The sequence below is a fragment of the Brevundimonas naejangsanensis genome (assembly GCF_003627995.1).
In the GTDB taxonomy this organism is placed as follows: Bacteria; Pseudomonadota; Alphaproteobacteria; order Caulobacterales; family Caulobacteraceae; genus Brevundimonas; species Brevundimonas naejangsanensis_B.
The window spans coordinates 975,138-995,096 of the sequence record NZ_CP032707.1 but is presented as its reverse complement, the minus strand read 5'-3'; the positions used below and the strand labels follow the sequence as shown (position 1 = coordinate 995,096).

Annotated in this window: 17 protein-coding genes; 11 read left to right on the top strand and 6 right to left on the bottom strand. The window is 68.5% G+C overall.

The window, feature by feature from the left end; translation table 11 throughout:
- Positions 1-76: 76 nt before the first annotated feature.
- The 5 genes from sucC to D8I30_RS04665 all read left to right on the top strand — a co-directional run bounded on the left by sucC (position 77) and on the right by D8I30_RS04665 (position 7,651).
- On the top strand, positions 77-1,267 hold the full coding sequence (gene sucC / locus D8I30_RS04685; protein WP_121481711.1) for an ADP-forming succinate--CoA ligase subunit beta: 1,191 nt from the start codon (positions 77-79) through the stop codon (positions 1,265-1,267).
- Between the two features lie 56 nt (positions 1,268-1,323).
- On the top strand, positions 1,324-2,226 hold the full coding sequence (gene sucD, locus D8I30_RS04680) for a succinate--CoA ligase subunit alpha (protein WP_121481710.1): 903 nt from the start codon (positions 1,324-1,326) through the stop codon (positions 2,224-2,226).
- Positions 2,227-2,574: 348 nt separating this feature from the next.
- Complete coding sequence (locus tag D8I30_RS04675) at positions 2,575-5,595, top strand: 2-oxoglutarate dehydrogenase E1 component (protein ID WP_121481709.1); 3,021 nt, start codon at positions 2,575-2,577, stop codon at positions 5,593-5,595.
- Between the two features lie 55 nt (positions 5,596-5,650).
- Positions 5,651-7,117, top strand: coding sequence for a 2-oxoglutarate dehydrogenase complex dihydrolipoyllysine-residue succinyltransferase (gene odhB, locus D8I30_RS04670; protein WP_121481708.1), 1,467 nt, complete (start codon positions 5,651-5,653; stop codon positions 7,115-7,117).
- Positions 7,118-7,216: 99 nt separating this feature from the next.
- Positions 7,217-7,651: a hypothetical protein gene (locus D8I30_RS04665; protein WP_121481707.1), complete on the top strand. Its 435-nt coding sequence runs from the start codon at positions 7,217-7,219 to the stop codon at positions 7,649-7,651.
- A 9-nt stretch (positions 7,652-7,660) separates the two neighbouring features.
- On the opposite strand, the gene D8I30_RS04660 is transcribed toward D8I30_RS04665, so the two are convergent.
- Positions 7,661-7,927 carry a DUF6356 family protein gene (locus D8I30_RS04660; protein ID WP_121481706.1) on the bottom strand — a complete coding sequence of 89 codons (267 nt, stop codon included), beginning with the start codon at positions 7,925-7,927 and terminating at the stop codon, positions 7,661-7,663.
- A 154-nt stretch (positions 7,928-8,081) separates the two neighbouring features.
- Here D8I30_RS04660 and D8I30_RS04655 point away from each other — a divergent pair, with 154 nt between their 5' ends.
- From D8I30_RS04655 to D8I30_RS04645, 3 genes are all read left to right on the top strand, one after another.
- Positions 8,082-9,272 carry an acyl-CoA dehydrogenase gene (locus D8I30_RS04655; RefSeq protein WP_121481705.1) on the top strand — a complete coding sequence of 397 codons (1,191 nt, stop codon included), beginning with the start codon at positions 8,082-8,084 and terminating at the stop codon, positions 9,270-9,272.
- A gap of 80 nt (positions 9,273-9,352) precedes the next feature.
- Entirely contained in the window at positions 9,353-10,468 is a 1,116-nt protein-coding gene (locus D8I30_RS04650) for a serine hydrolase domain-containing protein (protein ID WP_162938807.1), read from the top strand.
- A gap of 119 nt (positions 10,469-10,587) precedes the next feature.
- The gene (locus D8I30_RS04645; protein ID WP_121481703.1) at positions 10,588-11,916 is read left to right on the top strand and encodes a trypsin-like peptidase domain-containing protein; all 1,329 of its coding nucleotides are present in this window, start codon (positions 10,588-10,590) and stop codon (positions 11,914-11,916) included.
- 380 nt (positions 11,917-12,296) lie between these two features.
- On the opposite strand, the gene fabB is transcribed toward D8I30_RS04645, so the two are convergent.
- From fabB to D8I30_RS04630, 3 genes are all read right to left on the bottom strand, one after another.
- Complete coding sequence (gene fabB / locus D8I30_RS04640; RefSeq protein ID WP_121481702.1) at positions 12,297-13,526, bottom strand: beta-ketoacyl-ACP synthase I; 1,230 nt, start codon at positions 13,524-13,526, stop codon at positions 12,297-12,299.
- Positions 13,527-13,589: 63 nt separating this feature from the next.
- Positions 13,590-14,129 carry a 3-hydroxyacyl-[acyl-carrier-protein] dehydratase FabA gene (gene fabA, locus D8I30_RS04635; RefSeq protein WP_121481701.1) on the bottom strand — a complete coding sequence of 180 codons (540 nt, stop codon included), beginning with the start codon at positions 14,127-14,129 and terminating at the stop codon, positions 13,590-13,592.
- Positions 14,130-14,208: 79 nt separating this feature from the next.
- Entirely contained in the window at positions 14,209-14,781 is a 573-nt protein-coding gene (locus D8I30_RS04630; RefSeq protein WP_240387325.1) for an SH3 domain-containing protein, read from the bottom strand.
- 52 nt (positions 14,782-14,833) lie between these two features.
- Between D8I30_RS04630 and D8I30_RS04625 the strand changes: the two genes are divergently transcribed.
- Together D8I30_RS04625 and D8I30_RS04620 are read left to right on the top strand one after the other, a co-directional pair.
- The gene (locus tag D8I30_RS04625; RefSeq protein WP_121481700.1) at positions 14,834-15,820 is read left to right on the top strand and encodes a 2-hydroxyacid dehydrogenase; all 987 of its coding nucleotides are present in this window, start codon (positions 14,834-14,836) and stop codon (positions 15,818-15,820) included.
- Positions 15,821-15,988: 168 nt separating this feature from the next.
- On the top strand, positions 15,989-17,917 hold the full coding sequence (locus D8I30_RS04620; RefSeq protein ID WP_162938806.1) for an alpha/beta hydrolase family protein: 1,929 nt from the start codon (positions 15,989-15,991) through the stop codon (positions 17,915-17,917).
- On the opposite strand, the gene D8I30_RS04615 is transcribed toward D8I30_RS04620, so the two are convergent.
- Together D8I30_RS04615 and D8I30_RS04610 are read right to left on the bottom strand one after the other, a co-directional pair.
- Positions 17,914-18,696: a HesA/MoeB/ThiF family protein gene (locus tag D8I30_RS04615; protein WP_121481698.1), complete on the bottom strand. Its 783-nt coding sequence runs from the start codon at positions 18,694-18,696 to the stop codon at positions 17,914-17,916. The genes D8I30_RS04620 and D8I30_RS04615 overlap by 4 nt on opposite strands.
- Positions 18,697-18,741: 45 nt before the next feature.
- Positions 18,742-19,152 (bottom strand): BLUF domain-containing protein, encoded by a 411-nt coding sequence (locus D8I30_RS04610; RefSeq protein WP_121481697.1) that lies wholly within the window; start codon positions 19,150-19,152, stop codon positions 18,742-18,744.
- 97 nt (positions 19,153-19,249) lie between these two features.
- Here D8I30_RS04610 and hslV point away from each other — a divergent pair, with 97 nt between their 5' ends.
- Entirely contained in the window at positions 19,250-19,873 is a 624-nt protein-coding gene (hslV, locus tag D8I30_RS04605) for an ATP-dependent protease subunit HslV (protein ID WP_430805152.1), read from the top strand.
- Positions 19,874-19,959: the final 86 nt, after the last annotated feature.

Sequence of the window (19,959 nt, the reverse complement as noted above, 5' to 3'; positions counted from 1 at the left end):
GTTGCGCAGGCGAAGGCCCGACGCCTATAAGCCCGACCAAAGTTTCCACAACCCTCCCTAACGGCGCGGATCAGACATGAACATTCACGAGTATCAGGCCAAGCAGGTCCTCAAGGGCTACGGCGCCCCGGTCGCGGCGGGCGTCGCCATCACCTCGGCGGACCAGGCCGAAGCCGCCGCCAAGCAACTGCCGGGCCCGCTCTACGTCGTGAAGTCGCAAATCCACGCCGGCGGCCGCGGCAAGGGCAAGTTCAAGGAGCTGCCCGCCGACGCCAAGGGCGGCGTGCGTCTGGCCTTCTCGATCGAAGAAGCCGTCGCCCACGCCAAGGAAATGCTGGGCAACACCCTGGTGACGGCCCAGACGGGCGAGGCCGGCAAGCAGGTCAACCGCCTCTACATCGAGGACGGCGCCGACATCGCCCGCGAACTGTACTGCTCGCTGCTGGTTGACCGCTCGGTTGGCCGCGTGGCCTTCGTCGTCTCGACCGAAGGCGGCATGGACATCGAAGAAGTGGCTCACGCCACCCCTGAAAAGATCCACACCATCGCCATCGACCCGGAAGCGGGCGTGACCGACGCCGACGTGGCCAAGATCTCGGCCGCTCTGGAGCTGACCGGCGACGCCGCCGAGGACGGCAAGTCGCTGTTCCCGATCCTGTACAAGGCCTTCGTCGAGAAGGACATGGACATGCTCGAGATCAACCCGCTGATCGTCATGGAGAACGGCCACCTGCGCGTTCTGGACGCCAAGGTCTCGTTCGACGGCAACGCCCTGTACCGCCACGAAGACATCCGCGCCCTGCGCGATGAAACGGAAGAAGACGCCAAGGAGATCGAGGCCTCCAAGTGGGACCTCGCCTATGTCGCGCTGGACGGCAACATCGGTTGCATGGTCAACGGCGCGGGTCTGGCCATGGCGACGATGGACATCATCAAGCTGTACGGCAAGGAACCCGCCAACTTCTGCGACGTCGGCGGCGGCGCCTCGAAGGAGAAGGTCGCAGCGGCCTTCAAGATCATCACCGCCGACCCCAAGGTCGAAGGCATCCTGGTCAACATCTTCGGCGGCATCATGAAGTGCGACGTCATCGCTGAAGGCGTCGTCGCCGCGGTGAAGGAAGTGGGCCTGAAGGTGCCGCTGGTCGTGCGTCTGGAAGGCACGAACGTCGAGCTGGGCAAGAAGATCCTGAACGAGTCGGGTCTGGCCATCACGGCCGCCGATGACCTGGACGACGCCGCCCAGAAGATCGTCGCGGCGATCGCCTAAGGCTCGGCCTTAACGACGACCGCCTCGCAGACACACAGATTTCAGAGCACAGACACATGTCCATCCTCGTCAACAAGAACACCAAGATCCTGGTTCAGGGCCTGACCGGCAAGACCGGCAGCTTCCACACCGAACAGGCCCTGGCCTACTACGGCACGCAAATGGTCGGCGGCATCCACCCGGCCAAGGGCGGCCAGACCTGGACCGGTTCGCACGGCGAAAGCCTGCCGATCTTCGCCTCGGTCGCCGAAGGCAAGGAGCGCACCGGCGCCGACGCCTCGGTGATCTACGTCCCGCCGGCAGGCGCGGCCGACGCCATCATCGAAGCCATCGAGGCCGAGATCCCCTTCATCACCTGCATCACCGAAGGCATCCCGGTGCAGGACATGGTGCGCGTGAAGGCGCGCCTGGAGAAGTCCAAGTCGCGCCTGCTGGGCCCGAACTGCCCCGGCGTCCTGACGCCTGAAGAGTGCAAGATCGGCATCATGCCGGGCTCGATCTTCAAGAAGGGCAACGTGGGCATCGTCTCGCGTTCGGGCACCCTGACCTATGAAGCCGTGTTCCAGACCTCGAACGAGGGCCTGGGCCAGACCACGGCCGTCGGCATCGGCGGCGACCCGGTCAAGGGCACGGAGTTCATCGACGTGCTGGAGATGTTCCTGGCCGACGACGCCACGGAATCCATCATCATGATCGGCGAAATCGGCGGTTCGGCCGAAGAAGACGCCGCCCAGTTCCTGATCGACGAAGCCAAGAAGGGCCGCAAGAAGCCGATGGCCGGCTTCATCGCGGGCCGCACCGCTCCGAAGGGCCGCACCATGGGCCACGCTGGCGCGGTCGTCTCGGGCGGCAAGGGCGATGCGGAATCCAAGATCGCGGCGATGGAAGCCGCCGGCATCCGCGTCTCGCCGTCGCCGGCCCGTCTGGGCACGACTCTCGTTGAAGTGCTGAAGGGCTAAGGCCCTTCAGCGGGCACGCTGCGCGTGCGGGCGCTATCGCTCGCCGCGCGGCGGCTCGCTGCTTGAGCGCCCCTTGGGCGCGGCGCTGACGTTCGCGACGCAGTCGCCTCTGAGGGGCGGATTGGACCAAAGTCTAATCGAACCGTGTTTCGGGGTCGTTTTTCGCGCCATGTGACCTTTTGTAACGCCTCCGGAATCGTCCGGAGGCGTTTTTTCTTGCCGATTCGACCAATTTCCACCCGGTCCGCCTCCGTTCGGTCATGACCGGTAAGGAAACAGGGCCTATATGAGCGGCGCCGCACCCACGCAGACGTGCGCGGGCGGCTGATAGGGAAATACGAGAGAAAAATGGCGGACGATGCAGGTCGGCTGAACCAGGTCTTTGCCGAGACCTCCTTCCTCTATGGCGCGAACGCCGCCTTCATTGAGGACCTGCACGAAAAATGGGCCTCGGACCCCGGCTCGGTGCCGGGGGAGTGGCGCGCCTTCTTCGATCAGCTGAAGGACAACGCCGACCTGGTGAAGCAGTCGGCCGCCGCCGGCTCCTGGGGCCGTTCGGGCGCGACCGAGCCGACCGAAGAGACCGCCGTGTTCGACGGCCGCTGGCCCGCGCCCAAGGTCGACGCCAAGGCCGCCGGCAAGCCCGGCCCGCGCCCGGCCGCTCCGGCCGCTGACGCCTCGGGCGCCGTCTCGGCCGCCGACGTGCGCGCCGCCGCCCACGATTCCATCCGCGCCCTGATGCTGATCCGCGCCTATCGCGTGCGCGGCCACCTGCAGGCCAAGCTCGACCCGCTGGGCATCGAGCAGCCGATCCAGAATCCCGAGCTGACGCCCGAGTTCTACGGCTTCACCGCCGCCGACATGGACCGTCCGATCTTCCTCGACGGCGTCCTCGGCCTGGAGACCGGCTCGCTGCGTCAGGTGATGGAGCTGCTGCGCCGCACCTACTGCGGCAATATCGGCGTCCAGTTCATGCACATCGCCGAACCCGAAGAGAAGGCCTGGCTGCAGCAGCGCTTCGAGGGGCCGGACAAGTTCGAGCAGAACGCCTTCACCAAGGAAGGCAAGCTGGCCATCTTCAAGAAGCTGGCCGAGGCCGAGGGCTTCGAGCGCTTCCTGCACAAGCGCTTCCCCGGCACCAAGCGCTTCGGCCTGGACGGCGGCGAGGCCATGGTCCCGGCGCTGGAGCAGGTGATCAAGCGCGGCGGCGCCCTGGGCGTCGACGAGATCGTCCTGGGCATGGCCCACCGCGGCCGCCTGAACGTCCTCGCGGCGGTCATGGGCAAGCCCTACAAGGCCATCTTCCACGAGTTCCAGGGCGGCTCGTCCGTCCCCTCGGACATCGAGGGCTCGGGCGACGTGAAGTATCACATGGGCGCCTCGTCGGACCGTGAGTTCGACGGCCACAAGGTCCACCTGTCGCTGACCGCCAACCCCTCGCACCTGGAGATCGTCAACCCGGTCGTCCTGGGCAAGTCGCGCGCCAAGCAGGCCTTCGACATCCGCGAGGCCGAGGTCAACGCCGGCAAGCCGGACGCCGAATGGGTGCTGGACCGCTCCAAGGTCGCCCCCCTGCTGATCCACGGCGACGCCGCCTTCGCCGGCCAGGGCGTGGTGGCCGAGTGCTTCGCCCTGATGGGGCTGAAGGGCTACCGCACCGGCGGCACCCTGCACTTCGTCATCAACAACCAGATCGGCTTCACCACCAGCCCGCGCAACTCGCGCTCGTCGCCCTATCCGTCGGACGTGGCTCTGATGGTCCAGGCGCCGATCTTCCACGTGAACGGCGACGATCCCGAAGCGGTCGTCTTCGCCGCCAAGGTAGCCACGGAATACCGCCAGAAATTCCACAAGGACGTGGTGGTGGACATGTTCTGCTACCGCCGCTTCGGCCACAACGAAGGCGACGACCCGACCTTCACCCAGCCGCTGATGTACGCGAAGATCAAGAACCAGCCCTCGACGCTGGAGATCTACGCCAAGCGCCTGATCGCCGAGGGCGTCATCACCCAGGCCGAGGTCGACGCCGAGATCGCCCGCTTCGAGGCCTACCTCGACGCCGAGTTCGAGGCAGGCAAGACCTTCGAGGCCAAGAAGGCCGACTGGCTGGACGGCGAGTGGAAGGGCCTGGGCGTCGACGCCGGCGATGACCAGCAGCAGAAGGGCCAGACCGCCGTCGCCGCCGACAAGCTGCGCGACTACGGCCACCGCCTGACCACGATTCCCAACAGCGTCGACGTGCACAAGACGCTGAAGCGCGTCATCGAGACCCGTCGCGAGACGGTGTCGACCGGCCAGAACATCGACTGGGCCACGGCCGAGAGCCTGGCCTTCGCCAGCCTGTTGGACGAAGGCTACAACATCCGCCTGTCGGGCCAGGACTCGGTGCGCGGCACCTTCTCGCAGCGTCACTCGGGCATCACCGACCAGACGACCGAGCAGCGCTACTTCCCGCTGAACAACCTGCGTGACGGCCAGGCCCACTTCGAGGTCATCGACTCGGCCCTGTCGGAAGAGGCGGTGCTGGGCTTCGAATACGGCTACTCCCTGGCCGACCCGAACACCCTGACCATGTGGGAAGGCCAGTTCGGCGACTTCGTGAACGGCGCCCAGGTGGTGATCGACCAGTTCATCTCCTCGGGCGAGCGCAAGTGGCTGCGGATGAGCGGCCTCGTGATGCTTCTGCCGCACGGCTATGAAGGCCAGGGTCCCGAGCACTCCTCGGCCCGTCTGGAGCGCTTCCTGCAGCAGTGCGCCGAGAACAACATGCAGGTCGCCAACTGCACGACGCCGGCCAACTACTTCCACATCCTGCGTCGCCAGCTGCACCGCTCGTTCCGCAAGCCGCTGATCCTGATGACGCCCAAGTCGCTGCTGCGTCACAAGAAGGCGGTCTCGACCCTGGCGGACATGGCCGAGGGCAGCTCCTTCCACCGCGTGCTGCGCGACGACGCCCAGCTGCGTCCGGATGTGGCGGGCGTCACGCTCAAGGCCGACAAGGACATCCGCAAGGTCATCGTCTGCTCTGGCAAGGTCTATTACGACCTGCTGGACGCGCGCGAGAAGGCCGGCAGGGACGACATCTACATCCTGCGCCTGGAGCAGTTCTATCCGTGGCCGATCAAGTCGATCTCGGCGGAACTGGCCCGCTTCCCCAACGCCGATCTGGTCTGGTGTCAGGAAGAGCCCAAGAACATGGGCGGCTGGACCTTCGTCGATCCGTGGATCGAGCTGACGCTCGAGAAGCTGGACGTGAAGGCCAAGCGCGCGCGCTACGTCGGTCGTCCGGCCTCGGCCTCGACCGCTGCGGGCCTGATGAGCCGTCACCTGAAGGAACTCGAGACCTTCCTCGCCGAGGCCATGGCCTGACCGCCGCGCCTGACCTAAAAGACAAGCAAAGTTCAGACACGAAAAGACACTGAAGATGGCCGATATCCTCACCCCCGCCCTCGGTGAATCCGTCGCCGAAGCCTCCATCGCCAAGTGGACCAAGAAGGTCGGCGACGCCGTGAAGAAGGACGAAGTCCTGGTCGAGCTGGAAACCGACAAGGTCTCGCTGGAAGTCGTGGCTCCGGCCGACGGCGTGCTGTCGGCGATCAACGCCGCCGAGGGGGACACCGTCGTTCCCGGCACGGTGCTGGGCGCCGTGACCGAAGGCGGCGCGGCCGCCGCCCCGGCTCCGGCCGCCGCGCCCGCCGCCGCTCCGGCCGCTTCGGGCGGCGCCGCGGTCGACATCGCCGTGCCGACCATGGGCGAGAGCGTCGCCGAAGGCTCGATCGGGACCTGGCTGAAGAAGTCGGGCGACACGGTCGCCAAGGACGAGCTGCTGGTCGAGATCGAGACCGACAAGGTGGCCGTCGAGGTCTCGGCCCCGGCCGCCGGCGTCCTGACCATCATCGCCGCCGACGGCGCCACCGTGACCCCCGGCCAAGTGATCGGCTCGGTCGCCGCTTCGGGCGCCGTTGCCGCTCCGGCCGCCGCGCCCGCCGTCGCTCCGGCCGCGGCCCCGACCTCGGCCCATCTGTCGCCCGCCGTCCAGCGCGTCGTTTCGGAAAACAACCTGAACCCGGCCTCGCTGTCGGCTTCGGGTCCGAAGGGCAACATCACCAAGGCTGACGCCATCGCCGCCATCGGCGCCGCCGCTCCGGCTGCGCCCGCCGCCGCCGCCCCGGCCGCCCCGCGCGCCGACCAGCCGCGCGAAGAGCGGGTGAAGATGACGCGCCTGCGTCAGACCATCGCCCGCCGCCTGAAGGAATCCCAGAACACGGCCGCCCAGCTGACCACCTTCAACGAGGTGGACATGACCAACGTCATGGCCTTGCGCGCCCAGTACAAGGAAGTCTTCGAGAAGCGCCACGGCGTGAAGCTGGGCTTCATGTCCTTCTTCACCAAGGCGGTGGTCCAGGCCCTGCACGAAATCCCGGCGGTCAACGCCGAGATCGACGGCACGGACATCATCTACAAGAACCACTACGACATCGGCATCGCCGTCGGCACCGACAAGGGCCTGGTGGTTCCGGTGCTGCGTGACGCCGACGTCCTGTCGCTGGCCGGCATCGAAAAGGGCATCGCCGCCCTGGGCCGGGCCGCCCGCGACGGCGCCCTGACCATGGACCAGATGCAGGGCGGCACCTTCACCATCACCAACGGCGGCACCTACGGCTCGCTGATGTCGACGCCGATCCTGAACGCGCCGCAATCGGGCATCCTGGGCATGCACAACATCGTGCAGCGTCCGATGGCCATCAACGGCGAGGTCAAGATCCGCCCGATGATGTACCTGGCCCTCAGCTACGATCACCGCATCGTCGACGGCAAGGAAGCCGTGACCTTCCTGGTCCGCATCAAGGAACTGCTGGAAGATCCGGCGCGCGCCCTGCTGGACCTGTAAGGTCCGCATCACGCGAAAGACTGACGACGGCGGGATCTTCGGGTCCCGCCGTTTTCAATTCGCGGTTTGGCAAGCCGAAGGTCGTGCTAGGCTGGGGTCATGAGCCTGGTCGAGATCGCCCGTTACCACGATGTTTATGAGGCCGATCTGGCGGCGGCTTTCCTGGCGTCGCACGACATCGAGGTGTCGGTGACGGAGCGGTTCCAGACCACGGTCGATCCACTGATGCAGCGCGCCCTGGGCATCCGCCTGATGGGCCGACCCGACCAGGCGGCGCGGGCGCGCGACCTGCTGGCGCGCGCCGGGACGGGCGAGTTCGCGACCGACGAGGGGGACGATCTGGGCCGGCCTGACGCGACGGTGCGAACGGCCTCGCGGGGGTTGGCTCTGTTCGCCTTCGCCGCCGGCGCAGGCTTTGTCGGCACGAGCCTGCCGCGCCGCTTCAGCGCCTTTCAATGGGCGGGCATGGCGGTCGTGGGGACGGTTCTGCTGCTGACCCTGGTCCTATGGCTGGTCGGGATTCTGAACGCCTGAACCGACGGTCTAGAGCCCCACGTCCCACACGCCCGCGTCGCGCATCCGGCATTCGCGCGCCTCGGCGGCCCGGCCGCCCATGTCGTGGGCCATGCCGCGAATGGCGTCGGAAACCGTGGTCTTGTGCAGGCCCGGCACCAGCGCATGGGTGAAGGCACAGGCGGCGAGGCGAATCAGCTTGAAGCCGAACCGCGACGAGGCGGCCATGTGCTCCAGATAGCTCTCGCCGACCTCGCGCGGATGATCGCGGAACAGACGTGAAAATTGACTCGACATGACCCTACCTAACGCGGCTGCGCGCGTCCCTCTACCCGGCTCATCCTTTATCGCCTAAACTGACCGATGGAACAGGGGTCGCATCGTCACGCCCCGATCAGCGCGCGTGACGACCGTGAAGAACCCCGCAAATTTATATGCGCAGGAAACACCGATGGCCGACGGCTCGCACGCTTCGCAACAGACCTTCCGTTGGGATGATCCCTTCGACCTGCGCGGCCGTCTGACCGACGAGGAGCGGATGGTCCAGGACGCGGCGCGAGCCTATGCGCGCGAGGCCCTGCTGCCGCGCGTCGTCGCCGCCTTCCGCGACGAAGTCTTCGATCGCACGATCATGACCGAGATGGGCGAGATGGGCTTCCTGGGCGCCATGCTGCCGGAACAGTACGGCGGTTCGGAAGCCAGCCATGTCGCCTATGGCCTGATCGCGCGCGAGATCGAGGCCATCGACAGCGGTTATCGCTCGGCCATGAGCGTGCAGTCGTCCCTGGCCATGTACCCGATCTACGCCTTCGGCTCGGATGAGCAGAAGGCCAAGTTTCTGCCCAAGATGGCGGCGGGCGAACTGGTCGGCTGCTTCGGCCTGACGGAGGCCGACGGCGGCTCTGACCCGGCCTCGATGAAGACCACGGCGGTCGCGGTTCAGGGCGGCTATCGCCTGAACGGCGGCAAATACTGGATCACCAACTCGCCCATCGCCGACCTGGCTATCGTCTGGGCCAAGCTGGACGGGAAGATCAGGGGCTTCATCGTCGAGCGCGACTTCGACGGCTTCACCACGGGCAAGATCGGCGACAAGCTGTCCCTGCGCGCCTCGGTCACTGGCGACATCGGCCTGAACGACGTCTTCGTGCCGGAGGCCAACATCCTGCCGGGCGTGCAAGGCTTGCGCGGGCCGTTCTCCTGCCTGAACAAGGCGCGCTACGGCATCGCCTGGGGCGCCATGGGCGCCGCCGAGTTCTGCTTCCACGCCAGCCGCGACTATGTCGCCGAGCGCACCCTGTTTGGCCGTCCGCTGTCGTCGCGCCAGCTGGTGCAGAAGAAGCTGGCCGACATGCAGACCGAGATCTTCCTCGGCTTCGAGGGCGCCTATGCCCTGGGCCGCCTGCTGGACACGGGCGCCTGGGTTCCCGAGGCCATCAGCCTGATGAAGCGCAACAACTGCGGCAAGGCGCTGGACGTCGCCCGCGTCGCTCGCGACATGCACGGCGGCGCCGGCATCACCGGCGAACTGCACGTCATGCGCCACGCCATGAACCTGGAGACGGTCAACACCTACGAGGGCGCGCACGACGTCCACGCTCTGATCCTGGGCCGCGCCATCACCGGCGAGGCCGCCTTCTAGGAAGGTTACGGGACGGAAATCCAAACGCCTTGTTTTCGGCGTAGGGCAAAGCTAGGGCGGCGCATCTGATGGAGATTCCGATGTTCGCCCAACGCGCCTTTCTCGCCGTCGCCGCCGCGGCCGTGCTCGCCCTGGCCCCCTTGTCGTCGGTCCGCGCGGCCGAGCCCGCCGACCTGTCGCCTCGGCTGGCGCCCCTGCTGGCGGGAACCGACGTCCCCGGACTGGCGACCCTGACCATCCGCGACGGCGTCGTCGCAGGCCAGGGCGTCGCGGGGGTGCGTGATCTGAAGAGCCGGGTCCCGGCCACGACCGACGACGTCTGGCACCTGGGGTCGGACGGCAAGGCGATCACCGCCACGGCCATCGCTCGCCTGGTGGAGCAGGGCGTCCTGTCGTGGGAGACGCCGCTGGAGGCCCTGCTGCCCGAACTGGCGGCAAGCATGCGCCCGCAATACCGGCAGGCCACCCTGCTGGACTTGCTGTCGCACCTGTCGGGCCTGCCGGACATCATCGGCCTGGAAGAGACCCTGGCCTTCTATGACGATCCGCGCCCGGTGATGGAGCAGCGCCGGGCCTACGCCGCCGTGGCCGTGACCCAGGCCCCCGCCGTCGAACCGCGCACGACGCAGAGCTACAGCAACGGCGGCTACATCCTGGCCGCCGCCGCGGCCGAACGGGCGACCGGCAAGTCGATCGAGCAGCTGACGGCCGAACTGGTGCTGCAGCCGCTGGGCATGACCACGGCGGCGTTCGGCCCGACCGTCGCGGGCCAGCCCCTGGGGCATGAGGACGGCCGGCCGCTCACCGGGCCGCGCGCCGACAATCCGACCGTGCTGGCGCCGGCGGGCGAGCTGCACATGAGCCTGCAGGACTGGGCCCGCTTCGTTCTGGATCAGATGGAGGGCGAGGACGGTCGCGGCCGCCTGCTGTCGGTCGAGAGCTATCGCCTGCTGCATACGGCCCGGGACGGCAAGGTCGCGGGCCTGGGCTGGGGCACCCCGGCGGCCTTCGGCGGCAAGCCGGGCCGATATCTGACGCACGTGGGCTCCAACGGTTACTGGCACGCCGTGGTGGTGGCACGGCTCGACAACCGCAGCGCCATCCTGACGGTGGTCAACAGTGGCGACGGCACCCAGGCCGAGACGGTCAACCGGGCGGTCCTGCGCGCCCTGGCGGGCGAGGTGCTCGGCGACTGAGGCGCGCGGGGGCCGATCCTTCGCGGCCGTCGCGCGTTTCGCTCCTTCGCGAGCGTGGAAGCCATCGTCAGGCGCGCCGTCTGCGGCTAGGCTGTAGCCCAGCGAAGGAACCGAACACCATGCGAAACAGTCTGCTGGCCGGCGCCGCTCTGGCGATCCTCAGCTTCAGCGGCGCGGCCCAGGCCGCGACGGCCGCGCAGGCGTCGCCCGGGGCCGCGGCGGCCCTGCCCTATGACGCGCGACGCGGGGTGTTCAGCTTCGCGGCCGGGCTGGAGCAGAGCCTGCCCGCCGTGGTGCAAGTGACCACCCTGGGCCAGTCGCGCGGCCCCAGTTCCGAGCGCGAGCCCAAGCCGTCGCAGGGCGGGTCGGGGGTCATCATCGACGCGCGCGAAGGCATCATCGTCACCAACCACCACGTCATCGAGAACGGCCAGAAGTTCACCGTCGACCTGATCGACGGCCGCCTGTTCGACGCCACCCTGATCGGGGCCGACAAGGCCACCGACATCGCCGTGCTGAAGATCAACGCCACGGGGCTGTCGCAGGTGCAGACGGTGGACTCCGACACCCTGCGCAGCGGCGACCTGGCCTTCGCGGTCGGCTATCCCCTAGGCCTGGACCAGACCCTGACCATGGGCGTCATCTCGGGCCTGAACCGTTCGGGCATGGGCGACGCCATCGAGGACTACATCCAGACCGACGCGGCCGTGAACTCGGGCAATTCGGGCGGGCCGCTGCTGGATAGCCGGGGGCGTCTGATCGGCATCAACACCGCCATCCTGTCGGGCGGCTTCGGCGGCGGCAACGACGGCATCGCCTTCGCCGTGCCGACGCGCATCATGATGTTCGTGGTCGACCAGCTGCGCGCCACGGGCGAGGTCAAGCGCGGCCGCATCGGCGCTGCCCTGGGCTCCCTGACGGCGGAACGCGCCCGCGAGGTCGGGCTGAACATCGTGCGCGGGGCTGTGGTCTATGACGTCGAGCCCGGCTCGACGGCCGAGCGGGCGGGGCTGAGGCCCGGCGACGTGATCACCCGCATCCAGGATCGGCCCGTGGCCAACGCCGGCTCGGTCCAGGCCACGATCGGCATCGCCCGGCCCGGGACGCAGATGCCCGTGGTCTATCTGCGCGACGGGGGCGAGGCCGCCGGGCGGCTGACGGTCGAGCCGTCCGATCCGGCGGCTGTCCGCCTCGGGCTCCAGTCGGCCATGGTGCGGGGCCTGACGATCCGCAACGCCGGCGAGGACGGCGGGGTCCTGGTCGCCGTGGTCGAGCCCGGCTCGCGCGCGGCGGCGGCGGGCGTGCAGGCAGGCGATCTGCTGGTGGAGGCGAACGGCGCCCCTGTGGCCGACATGGCCGACCTGGCGCAGCGCCTGGGCGGCCTGGAGGCGGCGGCTCTGGTCCTGGTGCGCGACGGCGAGCGGATCGAGGCCGACCTGCCCGGCTGAGGCGCTTCCGAGCCTGCTCCAGACAGCAAAACGCCCGCGCTGCCTGGGAGGGGGAGGAGGGCAGACACGGGCGTCTCGCTTGGAGGAAGCATCGACCCGCCGAAGCCCTAAGCGGAAAAATCCTGGGGGCTGGGGGGGCTGTTCAGGATCCGGGACTTCTCCAGACTCCGACAGGCCGATGCTGTATTTGTGCGCGCCCTTCCGGGCGGGCGAAGGACCGAATGGGGGCGTTTTCGTGTCGTTTCGGATTGTCCCGGTCGGTGAAGCTCAGAACGAGCGCGGTTCCCATGCGATCGCATGGGAGCTCAGATGTTCGCTCAAGGGCTTAATTCCGACCATTGATCCGGGTTCGGCTTGGCTCAGTCCGCACCGATAAGGGGCTAGACCTTGGACAGGATCAGGCTGGCGTTGGTGCCGCCGAAGCCGAAGCTGTTGGACATGACGTGCTTCAGTTCGCCGTCATGGCGCTGACGCAGGATCGGCATGCCCTCGAATTCGGGATCCAGGGTCTCGATGTGGGCGCTCTCGGCGGCGAAGCCGTGCTTCATCATCAGCAGGCAGTAGATGGCCTCCTGGGCGCCCGCCGCGCCGAGCGAGTGGCCCGTCAGCGACTTGGTCGAGGAGATCATCGGCAGGTTCTCGCCGAAGACGTTGCGCACCGCGCCCATCTCCTTGCTGTCGCCGACCGGGGTCGAAGTGCCGTGCGGGTTGAGGTAGTCGATCTTCGGATTGCCGGCCATTTCCAGCGCGATCTTCATGCAGCGCTCGGCGCCCTCGCCCGAGGGAGCCACCATGTCGTAGCCGTCCGAGTTGGCGCCGTAGCCGGTGACCTCGGCGTAGATGGTCGCGCCGCGCGCCACGGCGCGCTCGTATTCCTCGAGCACGACGATGCCGGCGCCGCCGGCGATGACGAAGCCGTCGCGGTCCTTGTCATAGGCGCGGCTGGCCTTGGCGGGGGTCTCGTTGAAGTTGGAGGACATGGCGCCCATGGCGTCGAACAGGTTGGACATCGACCAGTCGATGTCCTCGCAGCCGCCAGCGAAGACCACGTCTTGCTTGCCCCAGGCGATCTGCTCGGCGGCCGCGCCGATGCAGTGGGCGCTGGTCGCGCAGGCCGAGGAGATCGAATAGTTGATGCCCTTGAGCTCGAACCAGGTGGCCAGGACGGCCGAGGGGCCGCTGGCCATGGCCTTGGGCACGGCGAAGGGGCCGACGCGCTTGGGCGAACCCTTCTCGATCGTGGTCTGGGCCGCCTGCAGGATGACCTGGGTCGAGGGGCCGCCCTCGCCGACGATCAGGCCGATGCGCTCGTCCTTGATCTCGTCGGCGGTCAGGCCGCTGTCCTTCAGCGCCTCCTCGAAGGCGATGTGGGCCCAGGCCGTGCCGTTGGCCAGGAAGCGGGCCGCGCGGCGGTCGACCAGCGGGGCCCAGTCCTCGGCGGTGACGCCCAGGGCCGGCGGCGCCCAGACCTGGGAGCGGAAGCCGTATTTGGCGTGATCGGCGGCGTGCTGGACGCCCGACTTGGCTTCGCGCAGGGAGGCCGCGACCTCATCCTGGCCGGTGCCGATGGAGGAGACGATGCCCAATCCGGTGACGACGACACGCCGCATGGTGGTTTCCTAACGTTCAGTCTGCACTCGCCGCGTTGGCCGCGGTCTGTAGGGTAAGTGGGGTCAGCCTTCGGCCGCCGCTACCGGAGCCGCGCCGCCGAACAGGCCGACGCGCATGTCGGCGCAGGTGTAGATGACCTCGCCGTCGGCTTCGAGCACGCCGTCGGCGATGCCCATGACCAGCTTGCGGTTGATGACGCGCTTCAGGTGGACCTTATAGACCACCTTCCTGACGTCGGGGGTCACCTGGCCGGTGAACTTGACCTCGCCGACGCCCAGGGCGCGGCCCTTGCCCGGTCCGCCGATCCAGCCGAGGTAGAAGCCGACCAGCTGCCACATGGCGTCCAGGCCCAGGCAGCCGGGCATGACGGGGTCGCCGATGAAGTGGCACTGGAAGAACCAGAGGTCCGGGTGGATGTCGAGTTCGGCCTCGACATAACCCTTGCCGTAGTCGCCGCCGTCGGCGGTGATGGTCTTGATCCGGTCGAACATCAGCATGGGCGGCGCCGGCAGCTGGGCGTTGCCCGGGCCGAACAGCTCGCCCCGGCCCGAGGCCAGCAGGCCTTCGTGATCGAACGACGACGGATATTGCGACTGGCTCAAGGGAATTCGGCTCCGAAAGGTGTTGCTGGCGGGTTACACGACCCAGAGGCCGCGCTCAACCTTGCCGTCGGGCTCGGCGTCAGGAGGCGCGGCCGGTTCCGGCGGGGCGGGCGGCGTTGCACAGGGCCCGGTCCTGGGTTCCGAAGACGGCGCGCTCGGGCACCCAGCCGCGCAGCTTGCGGGCGCGAACCCGGCACCAGCCGTCCTCGCATTCGTCCAGCGACACCAGGGCGTGCGGCGACAGCCGAGCCCGCACCGAGGCGGTCTCGGACCGGCCCGAGCGGATCGGAATCTCCTGGTCCGAGCGGTTGAAGACGCTGCGACGGCCCGAGGCGACGGTGCGGTGAATCCAGGCGACGGAGCCGTCCGGGTCGCAGATCTTGCGCCACTCGCGCGTCTCGGCGATCACCTGCACCGGCAGGCCGGCGGCGCGGTATTCCCACAGGATGCGGTAGTCGAGGCCCGGCCCCTGGCGCGCCCGCACCTGGGACGACTTCAGCGTCACCCAGCGCGGCACCTCCAGCCCCGTCGGCGTCGGCCGGCCGTCGGGCATGGTCGCCCCCGCCGAAACCATGACGCCGGTCAGAAGGACGACGGCGAGCGCCGCGACGCGACGCGCCCTTTTGAACCTGACCGCAGCTTTGCTAGACACCGATTGACCCGTTCCGAGCGGGCGACGCCCGTGGAAAAATCCAGACCCCCCTATGTCCGCCCGCAAGCTTAAGGTCGTATTAACCAGGCGCCTGCCTGACGCCGTCGAGACGCGCATGCGCGAGCTGTTCGACGCCGAGCTGAACCTGACCGACCGGCCCATGTCGCGCGACGACCTGGCGGCCGCCCTGCAGCGCGCCGACGTCCTGGTCCCGACCATCACCGATCAGCTGGACGCCGACCTGATCGCCGGGGCGGGCGAACGGCTGAAGATGATCGCCAACTTCGGCGCCGGGGTGAACCATATCGATGTCGACGCCGCCGTGGGGCGCGGGATCATCGTCACCAACACGCCCGGCGTCCTGACCGAGGACACGGCCGACCTGGCCATGACCCTGATCCTGGCGGTCAGCCGCCGCATCGTCGAGGGCGCCAACATCGTCGCGGCGGGCGAGTTCAAGGGCTGGGCCCCGACCTGGATGTGCGGCCGCAAGCTGTGGGGCAAGCGGCTGGGCATCGTCGGCATGGGCCGTATCGGCCAGGCCCTGGCGCGCCGCGCCAAGGCCTTCGGCATGCAGGTCCACTATCATAACCGCAAACCCGTCCCGGATATGATCGCCGAGGAGCTGGGCGCCACCTGGTGGGATGATCTGGACCAGATGCTGGCGCGGATGGACGTCATCTCGCTGAACTGCCCGGCGACCAAGGAAACCTATCACCTGCTGTCGGCCGAGCGCCTGGCCCGGCTGCAGCCGCACGTCCTCCTGATCAATACGGCGCGCGGCGAACTGATCGACGAGGCGGCCCTGGCCGAGGCGGTGAAGGCCCGCGCCGTCGCCGGCGTCGGACTGGACGTCTTCGAGCACGAGCCGCAGGTCCACCCCGGCCTGCTGGGCCACCCGAACGTGGTCCTGCTGCCCCACCTTGGCTCGGCCACCCTCGAGGCCCGCCAGGACATGGGCGACCGCGTCATCGCCAACATCATGACCTATCAGAACGGCCACCGTCCGCCCGACCGGGTCATTCCGGCGATGCTGTAACGCCGTTCCTCAAGCTTGACCGGATGCCCCCTCTCCCGCACCACTATGCGAGAAGCCGTTGGGGGAAACATGCGGGGTTCAAATCATTCACGTCGGGCCGCGCTGTCGCGGCGGGGTCTGTTGCTGGCCGGGGGCGCCGGGGCGGCGCTTTCGCTTCTGAACGTGCGCTTGGCGAGCGCGGCCCCCGCGGCTGCCTACGCCGCCGCCGACTTCTTCGCCCGGCCCAGGACGCAGGCGGTGATCCTCTCGCCCTCGGGCGCCCGGATCGCCGTTCTGGAGCAACTCGGGACCCGCGACGAACCGCGCGGCGTGATCGACATTCTTGACGCCGCCCAGCCCGAAGGGCGGCGGCGACGCATCGAACTCGGCAAGCTGACGGTCGAGGCGCTGGAATGGGCCAACGACCAGCGTCTTCTGGCGCGGGTCCTCATCAAACGGGTCGTCCCGGGACGCAAGCCGATGGGATCGAACCTGATCGGCCCCAGCGAGACGCTGACATCCCGACGGATCGTGTCGATCGATCACGAAACCAACGACACCGTCGTCCTGTTCGAGGGCGAACGCCAGCGGTTGCGCTATTCGATGGACCTCGGCCGGGTGATCGACATCCTGCCGAACGATCCCGACCACGTTCTGATGACCGCCTGGGAAGCCGACGGGGTGATGGGGCTTCATCGGGTCAACATCAACAACGGCGCCGCGGAACGATTGGAGCGGGGCACTTCCATGACCAGGGGCTGGCAAACCCACGGGGGCGTCGCCGTCCTGCGTCGCGACGTCAACCCGCGCGGAACGGTGGAGACGATTCACGCCCGCGCGCCGGGTGAGAAGGAATGGCGCTTCGTTCGTCGCAATCGCATCGTCGACGCGCCGGACTTCTCGTGGGTCGGCGGGGGAAGCCGTCCCGACACGGTCCTGGTGTCGGCGCGCGGCGAGGGGGAGGATGTCGAGGCCATTCGCGAGATGAACCTGCACTCCCTGGTCCTCGGCCCGCCGATGCAGCCCAGGCCCGGCCGCGACGTCCTGTATGGCCTGCTGGACGCCCGCAGACGCTATGTCGGCGCCGCCTATTACGGCGATCGGCTCGAGTATGACTTCGCCGAGGAAGGTCTGGCGGTCCACCATCGGGCGATGAACCGCTTTTTCGATGACGACTGCGACGTGCATCTCAGCCAGGTCAGCGACGACCGCAACCGGTTCATCGCCTATGTCGAAGGCCCGAGGGAGCCCGGCGCGTGGTATCTGTACGACAAGGCCGCCCGCAGCATGTCGAACCTGGGATCGCGCTACGATCTGGATTTCGAGAGGTTGGGCGGTTGCGACCTGTTGACGGTCCGCACGCGCGACGGCGCCGCCATCGAGGCCTATCTGACGGCTCCGCCAGGGGCTGCGCCCGGACCGCTGGTGGTCATGCCGCACGGCGGGCCGGAAGCCCGTGATCAGCGCGGCTATGACCGCCAGGTGCAGGTGTTGGCGGCGCAGGGCTGGTGGGTGCTCCAGCCTAATTTCCGCGGCTCCGGCGGCTATGGGCAGGCCTTCGCCCAGCAGGGCTGGCGGCGCTGGGGCGAGCGGATGCAGGAGGATGTCGAGGACGCCGTCGCCCAGGTCGTGCGCGACAAGGGCCTGGACGGCGACCGCGTGGCCATCATGGGAACCAGCTACGGCGGTTATGCGGCGCTGATGGGCGCCGTCCGGCGGCCGGATCTGTACAAGGCCGCGATCTCGATCTGCGGCGTGACCGACCTTGTGGACATGCTGGCCTGGGAACGGCGGGATGACGACACCCCGACCAAGGAGGTGTACGGATTCTGGAAGAAGCGGATCGGCGATCCCGAGACGGACGGTCCGATGCTGCAGGCGGCCTCACCGCGTCGCCGCGCCGCGGAAATCACCTGTCCCGTCCTGCTTGTGCATGGCGTCGATGATGCAATCGTGCCGGTGATCCAGTCCCGCATCATGAACAGCGCTTTGCGCAGCGCGCGCAAGAGCATCGACTACGTCGAGGTGCCCGACGCCGGCCACAGCGACTGGGACGACGAGGTGGAGCAGGGCCTCATGGAGCGCTACGTCGCCCTGCTGAGACGCGCCTTCGCCTAGGGCGAGGGGGGCCGGCTGCCGCACGTCGGACAGGCGGGGTCGGCGGCGATCCTGGCCACGCGGCTGGCGCCCGCCAGGCCGTCATAGAGCATCAGCCGGCCGCGCAGCGGTTCGCCCGCGCCGGTGATGAGCTTGATCGCCTCCAGGGCCGCCATGGCGCCGATGACGCCGGCCAGGGCGCCGACCACGCCGACGCGGGCGCAGGTCTCGGCGTCCGGCGGAATCTCGGGCACCAGGCACTGATAGCAGGGCCGGGCCTCGAACACCGCCACCTGGCCGGACCATCGGCCCAGGGCGCCCGACACCAGGGGCTTGCCCGCGGCCATGCAGGCGGCGTTGACGGCCAGGCGGGTCTCGAAATCGTCGGTGCCGTCCAGCGCCAGGTCGAAATCCCGCATCAGGGCCGCGGCGCTGTCGGGCGTCAGGCGCTGGTTGAAGGTCTCGACCGCGACATGCGGGTTCAGCGCCGTCAGCCGCGCGGCGCCCGTCTCGACCTTCGACCGGCCGGCGTCGGCGGCGGTGAAGGCGATCTGGCGCTGCAGATTGGATAGGGCCACCGTGTCGTCATCGATCAGGCCCAGGGTCCCGACCCCGGCGGCGGCCAGGTAGAGGGCGGCCGGATTGCCGACCCCGCCCATGCCGACGATCAGCACGCGGGCGCGCTTCAGCGCCTGCTGGCCGGGGCCGCCGATCTCGGACAGGACCAGCTGGCGGGCGTAGCGCTCGACTTCTTCATCGGAGAAGCGAACCGGGACGGGAGGGGCGGAAGGCTGGGTCACGCCCGACTGTCTAGCGCAGCCGGGCCGCCCCGTCAGGCATGTCGATCAGGCCGGAACCGCTGCGGCGTCGACGGCGGTCGCCAACAAGGTCTCGGCCCGGGCCGGGCTCAACTGATCCAGGGGCTCGCCGTTCAGGACCCTGGCCGCCGCCGACGTCAGCTCGACCAGGATCATCGGCCAGTCGCCGAACCGACGGTCGGCGACCGCCACGTCCGACAACAGGCGGACGTTCTCATGGCGGGGGTCGAGCCGCAGCCGGTCCATCAGCCGATCGACGTCGGCCCGGCGACCCTCGATGACCTGCAGAAAGCGGCCGTCGTGGCGCATCAGGGCGCTGGTTAGGCCTGAGCGACGGTTGTTGCGCCCGGCCTGGCCGAGAATCTCGGCCAGGGGCAGGAGGCTGGTCGCCGCAGCGCCGACGGCGTCGCTGACGAAGATGGCGCGGTGCAGAGGCAAGGGAACTCGTCGAAAACGCGGCGCTCTCCGCCGGACTGGGGCGGGCGGGGCGGAACGGGGCGCTGCCTTTTCACGATCCGGTTAACAAATCCTTACGATGTTGCGCGCGGTCGTCTCAAGCGGCCTTGATCTTGCGGCCCGAGACGGGCTTCGCCATGTCAGCGCCATGAACACGACCGCATCCTCCTTTCCCGACTGGCACGGCACCACCATTCTGGCGGTGCGCAAGAATGGCCGCACCGTCATCGCCGGCGACGGCCAGGTCTCGATGGGGGCGACCATCGTCAAGGGCAAGGCGCGCAAGGTGCGCGTCCTGGCGGGCGGCAAGGTGCTGGCGGGCTTCGCCGGGGCCACGGCCGACGCCTTCACCCTGATCGAGCGGCTGGAAGCCAAGCTGGAGCAGTATCCCGACCAGCTGGCGCGCGCCTGCGTCGACCTAGCCAAGGACTGGCGCACCGACCGCTACCTGCGGCGGCTGGAGGCCATGCTGCTGGTCGCCGACAAGGACGCCATCCTGACCGTCACCGGCGTCGGCGACGTGCTGGAGCCGGAATACGGCGTGGCCGCCGTCGGCTCGGGCGGCAACTACGCCCTGTCGGCCGCCCGCGCCCTGCTGGAGGAGACCGATCTGGACGCCGAGCAGATCGCCCGCAAGGCCATGAAGCTCGCCGCCGAGATCTGCGTCTACACCAACGGCAACCTCACCATCGAGAGTCTTTAAGGGCGCTATCGCGCGGCTCGCGGAGCCGCGCTGCTTGAGCGCGTGGCAGGGCGCTGCCGTTCGCGCGTGCGCCGGAGAACGCGGCT

What these genes read in the sequence shown, in the direction of transcription:
- sucC (WP_121481711.1), top strand. Translation starts at nt 77, where the DNA reads ATGAACATTCACGAGTATCAGGCCAAGCAGGTCCTCAAGGGCTACGGC.
- sucD (WP_121481710.1), top strand. Translation starts at nt 1,324, where the DNA reads ATGTCCATCCTCGTCAACAAGAACACCAAGATCCTGGTTCAGGGCCTG.
- D8I30_RS04675 (WP_121481709.1), top strand. Translation starts at nt 2,575, where the DNA reads ATGGCGGACGATGCAGGTCGGCTGAACCAGGTCTTTGCCGAGACCTCC.
- odhB (WP_121481708.1), top strand. Translation starts at nt 5,651, where the DNA reads ATGGCCGATATCCTCACCCCCGCCCTCGGTGAATCCGTCGCCGAAGCC.
- D8I30_RS04665 (WP_121481707.1), top strand. Translation starts at nt 7,217, where the DNA reads ATGAGCCTGGTCGAGATCGCCCGTTACCACGATGTTTATGAGGCCGAT.
- D8I30_RS04660 (WP_121481706.1), bottom strand. Translation starts at nt 7,927, where the DNA reads ATGTCGAGTCAATTTTCACGTCTGTTCCGCGATCATCCGCGCGAGGTC.
- D8I30_RS04655 (WP_121481705.1), top strand. Translation starts at nt 8,082, where the DNA reads ATGGCCGACGGCTCGCACGCTTCGCAACAGACCTTCCGTTGGGATGAT.
- D8I30_RS04650 (WP_162938807.1), top strand. Translation starts at nt 9,353, where the DNA reads ATGTTCGCCCAACGCGCCTTTCTCGCCGTCGCCGCCGCGGCCGTGCTC.
- D8I30_RS04645 (WP_121481703.1), top strand. Translation starts at nt 10,588, where the DNA reads ATGCGAAACAGTCTGCTGGCCGGCGCCGCTCTGGCGATCCTCAGCTTC.
- fabB (WP_121481702.1), bottom strand. Translation starts at nt 13,526, where the DNA reads ATGCGGCGTGTCGTCGTCACCGGATTGGGCATCGTCTCCTCCATCGGC.
- D8I30_RS04625 (WP_121481700.1), top strand. Translation starts at nt 14,834, where the DNA reads ATGTCCGCCCGCAAGCTTAAGGTCGTATTAACCAGGCGCCTGCCTGAC.
- hslV (WP_430805152.1), top strand. Translation starts at nt 19,250, where the DNA reads ATGTTGCGCGCGGTCGTCTCAAGCGGCCTTGATCTTGCGGCCCGAGAC.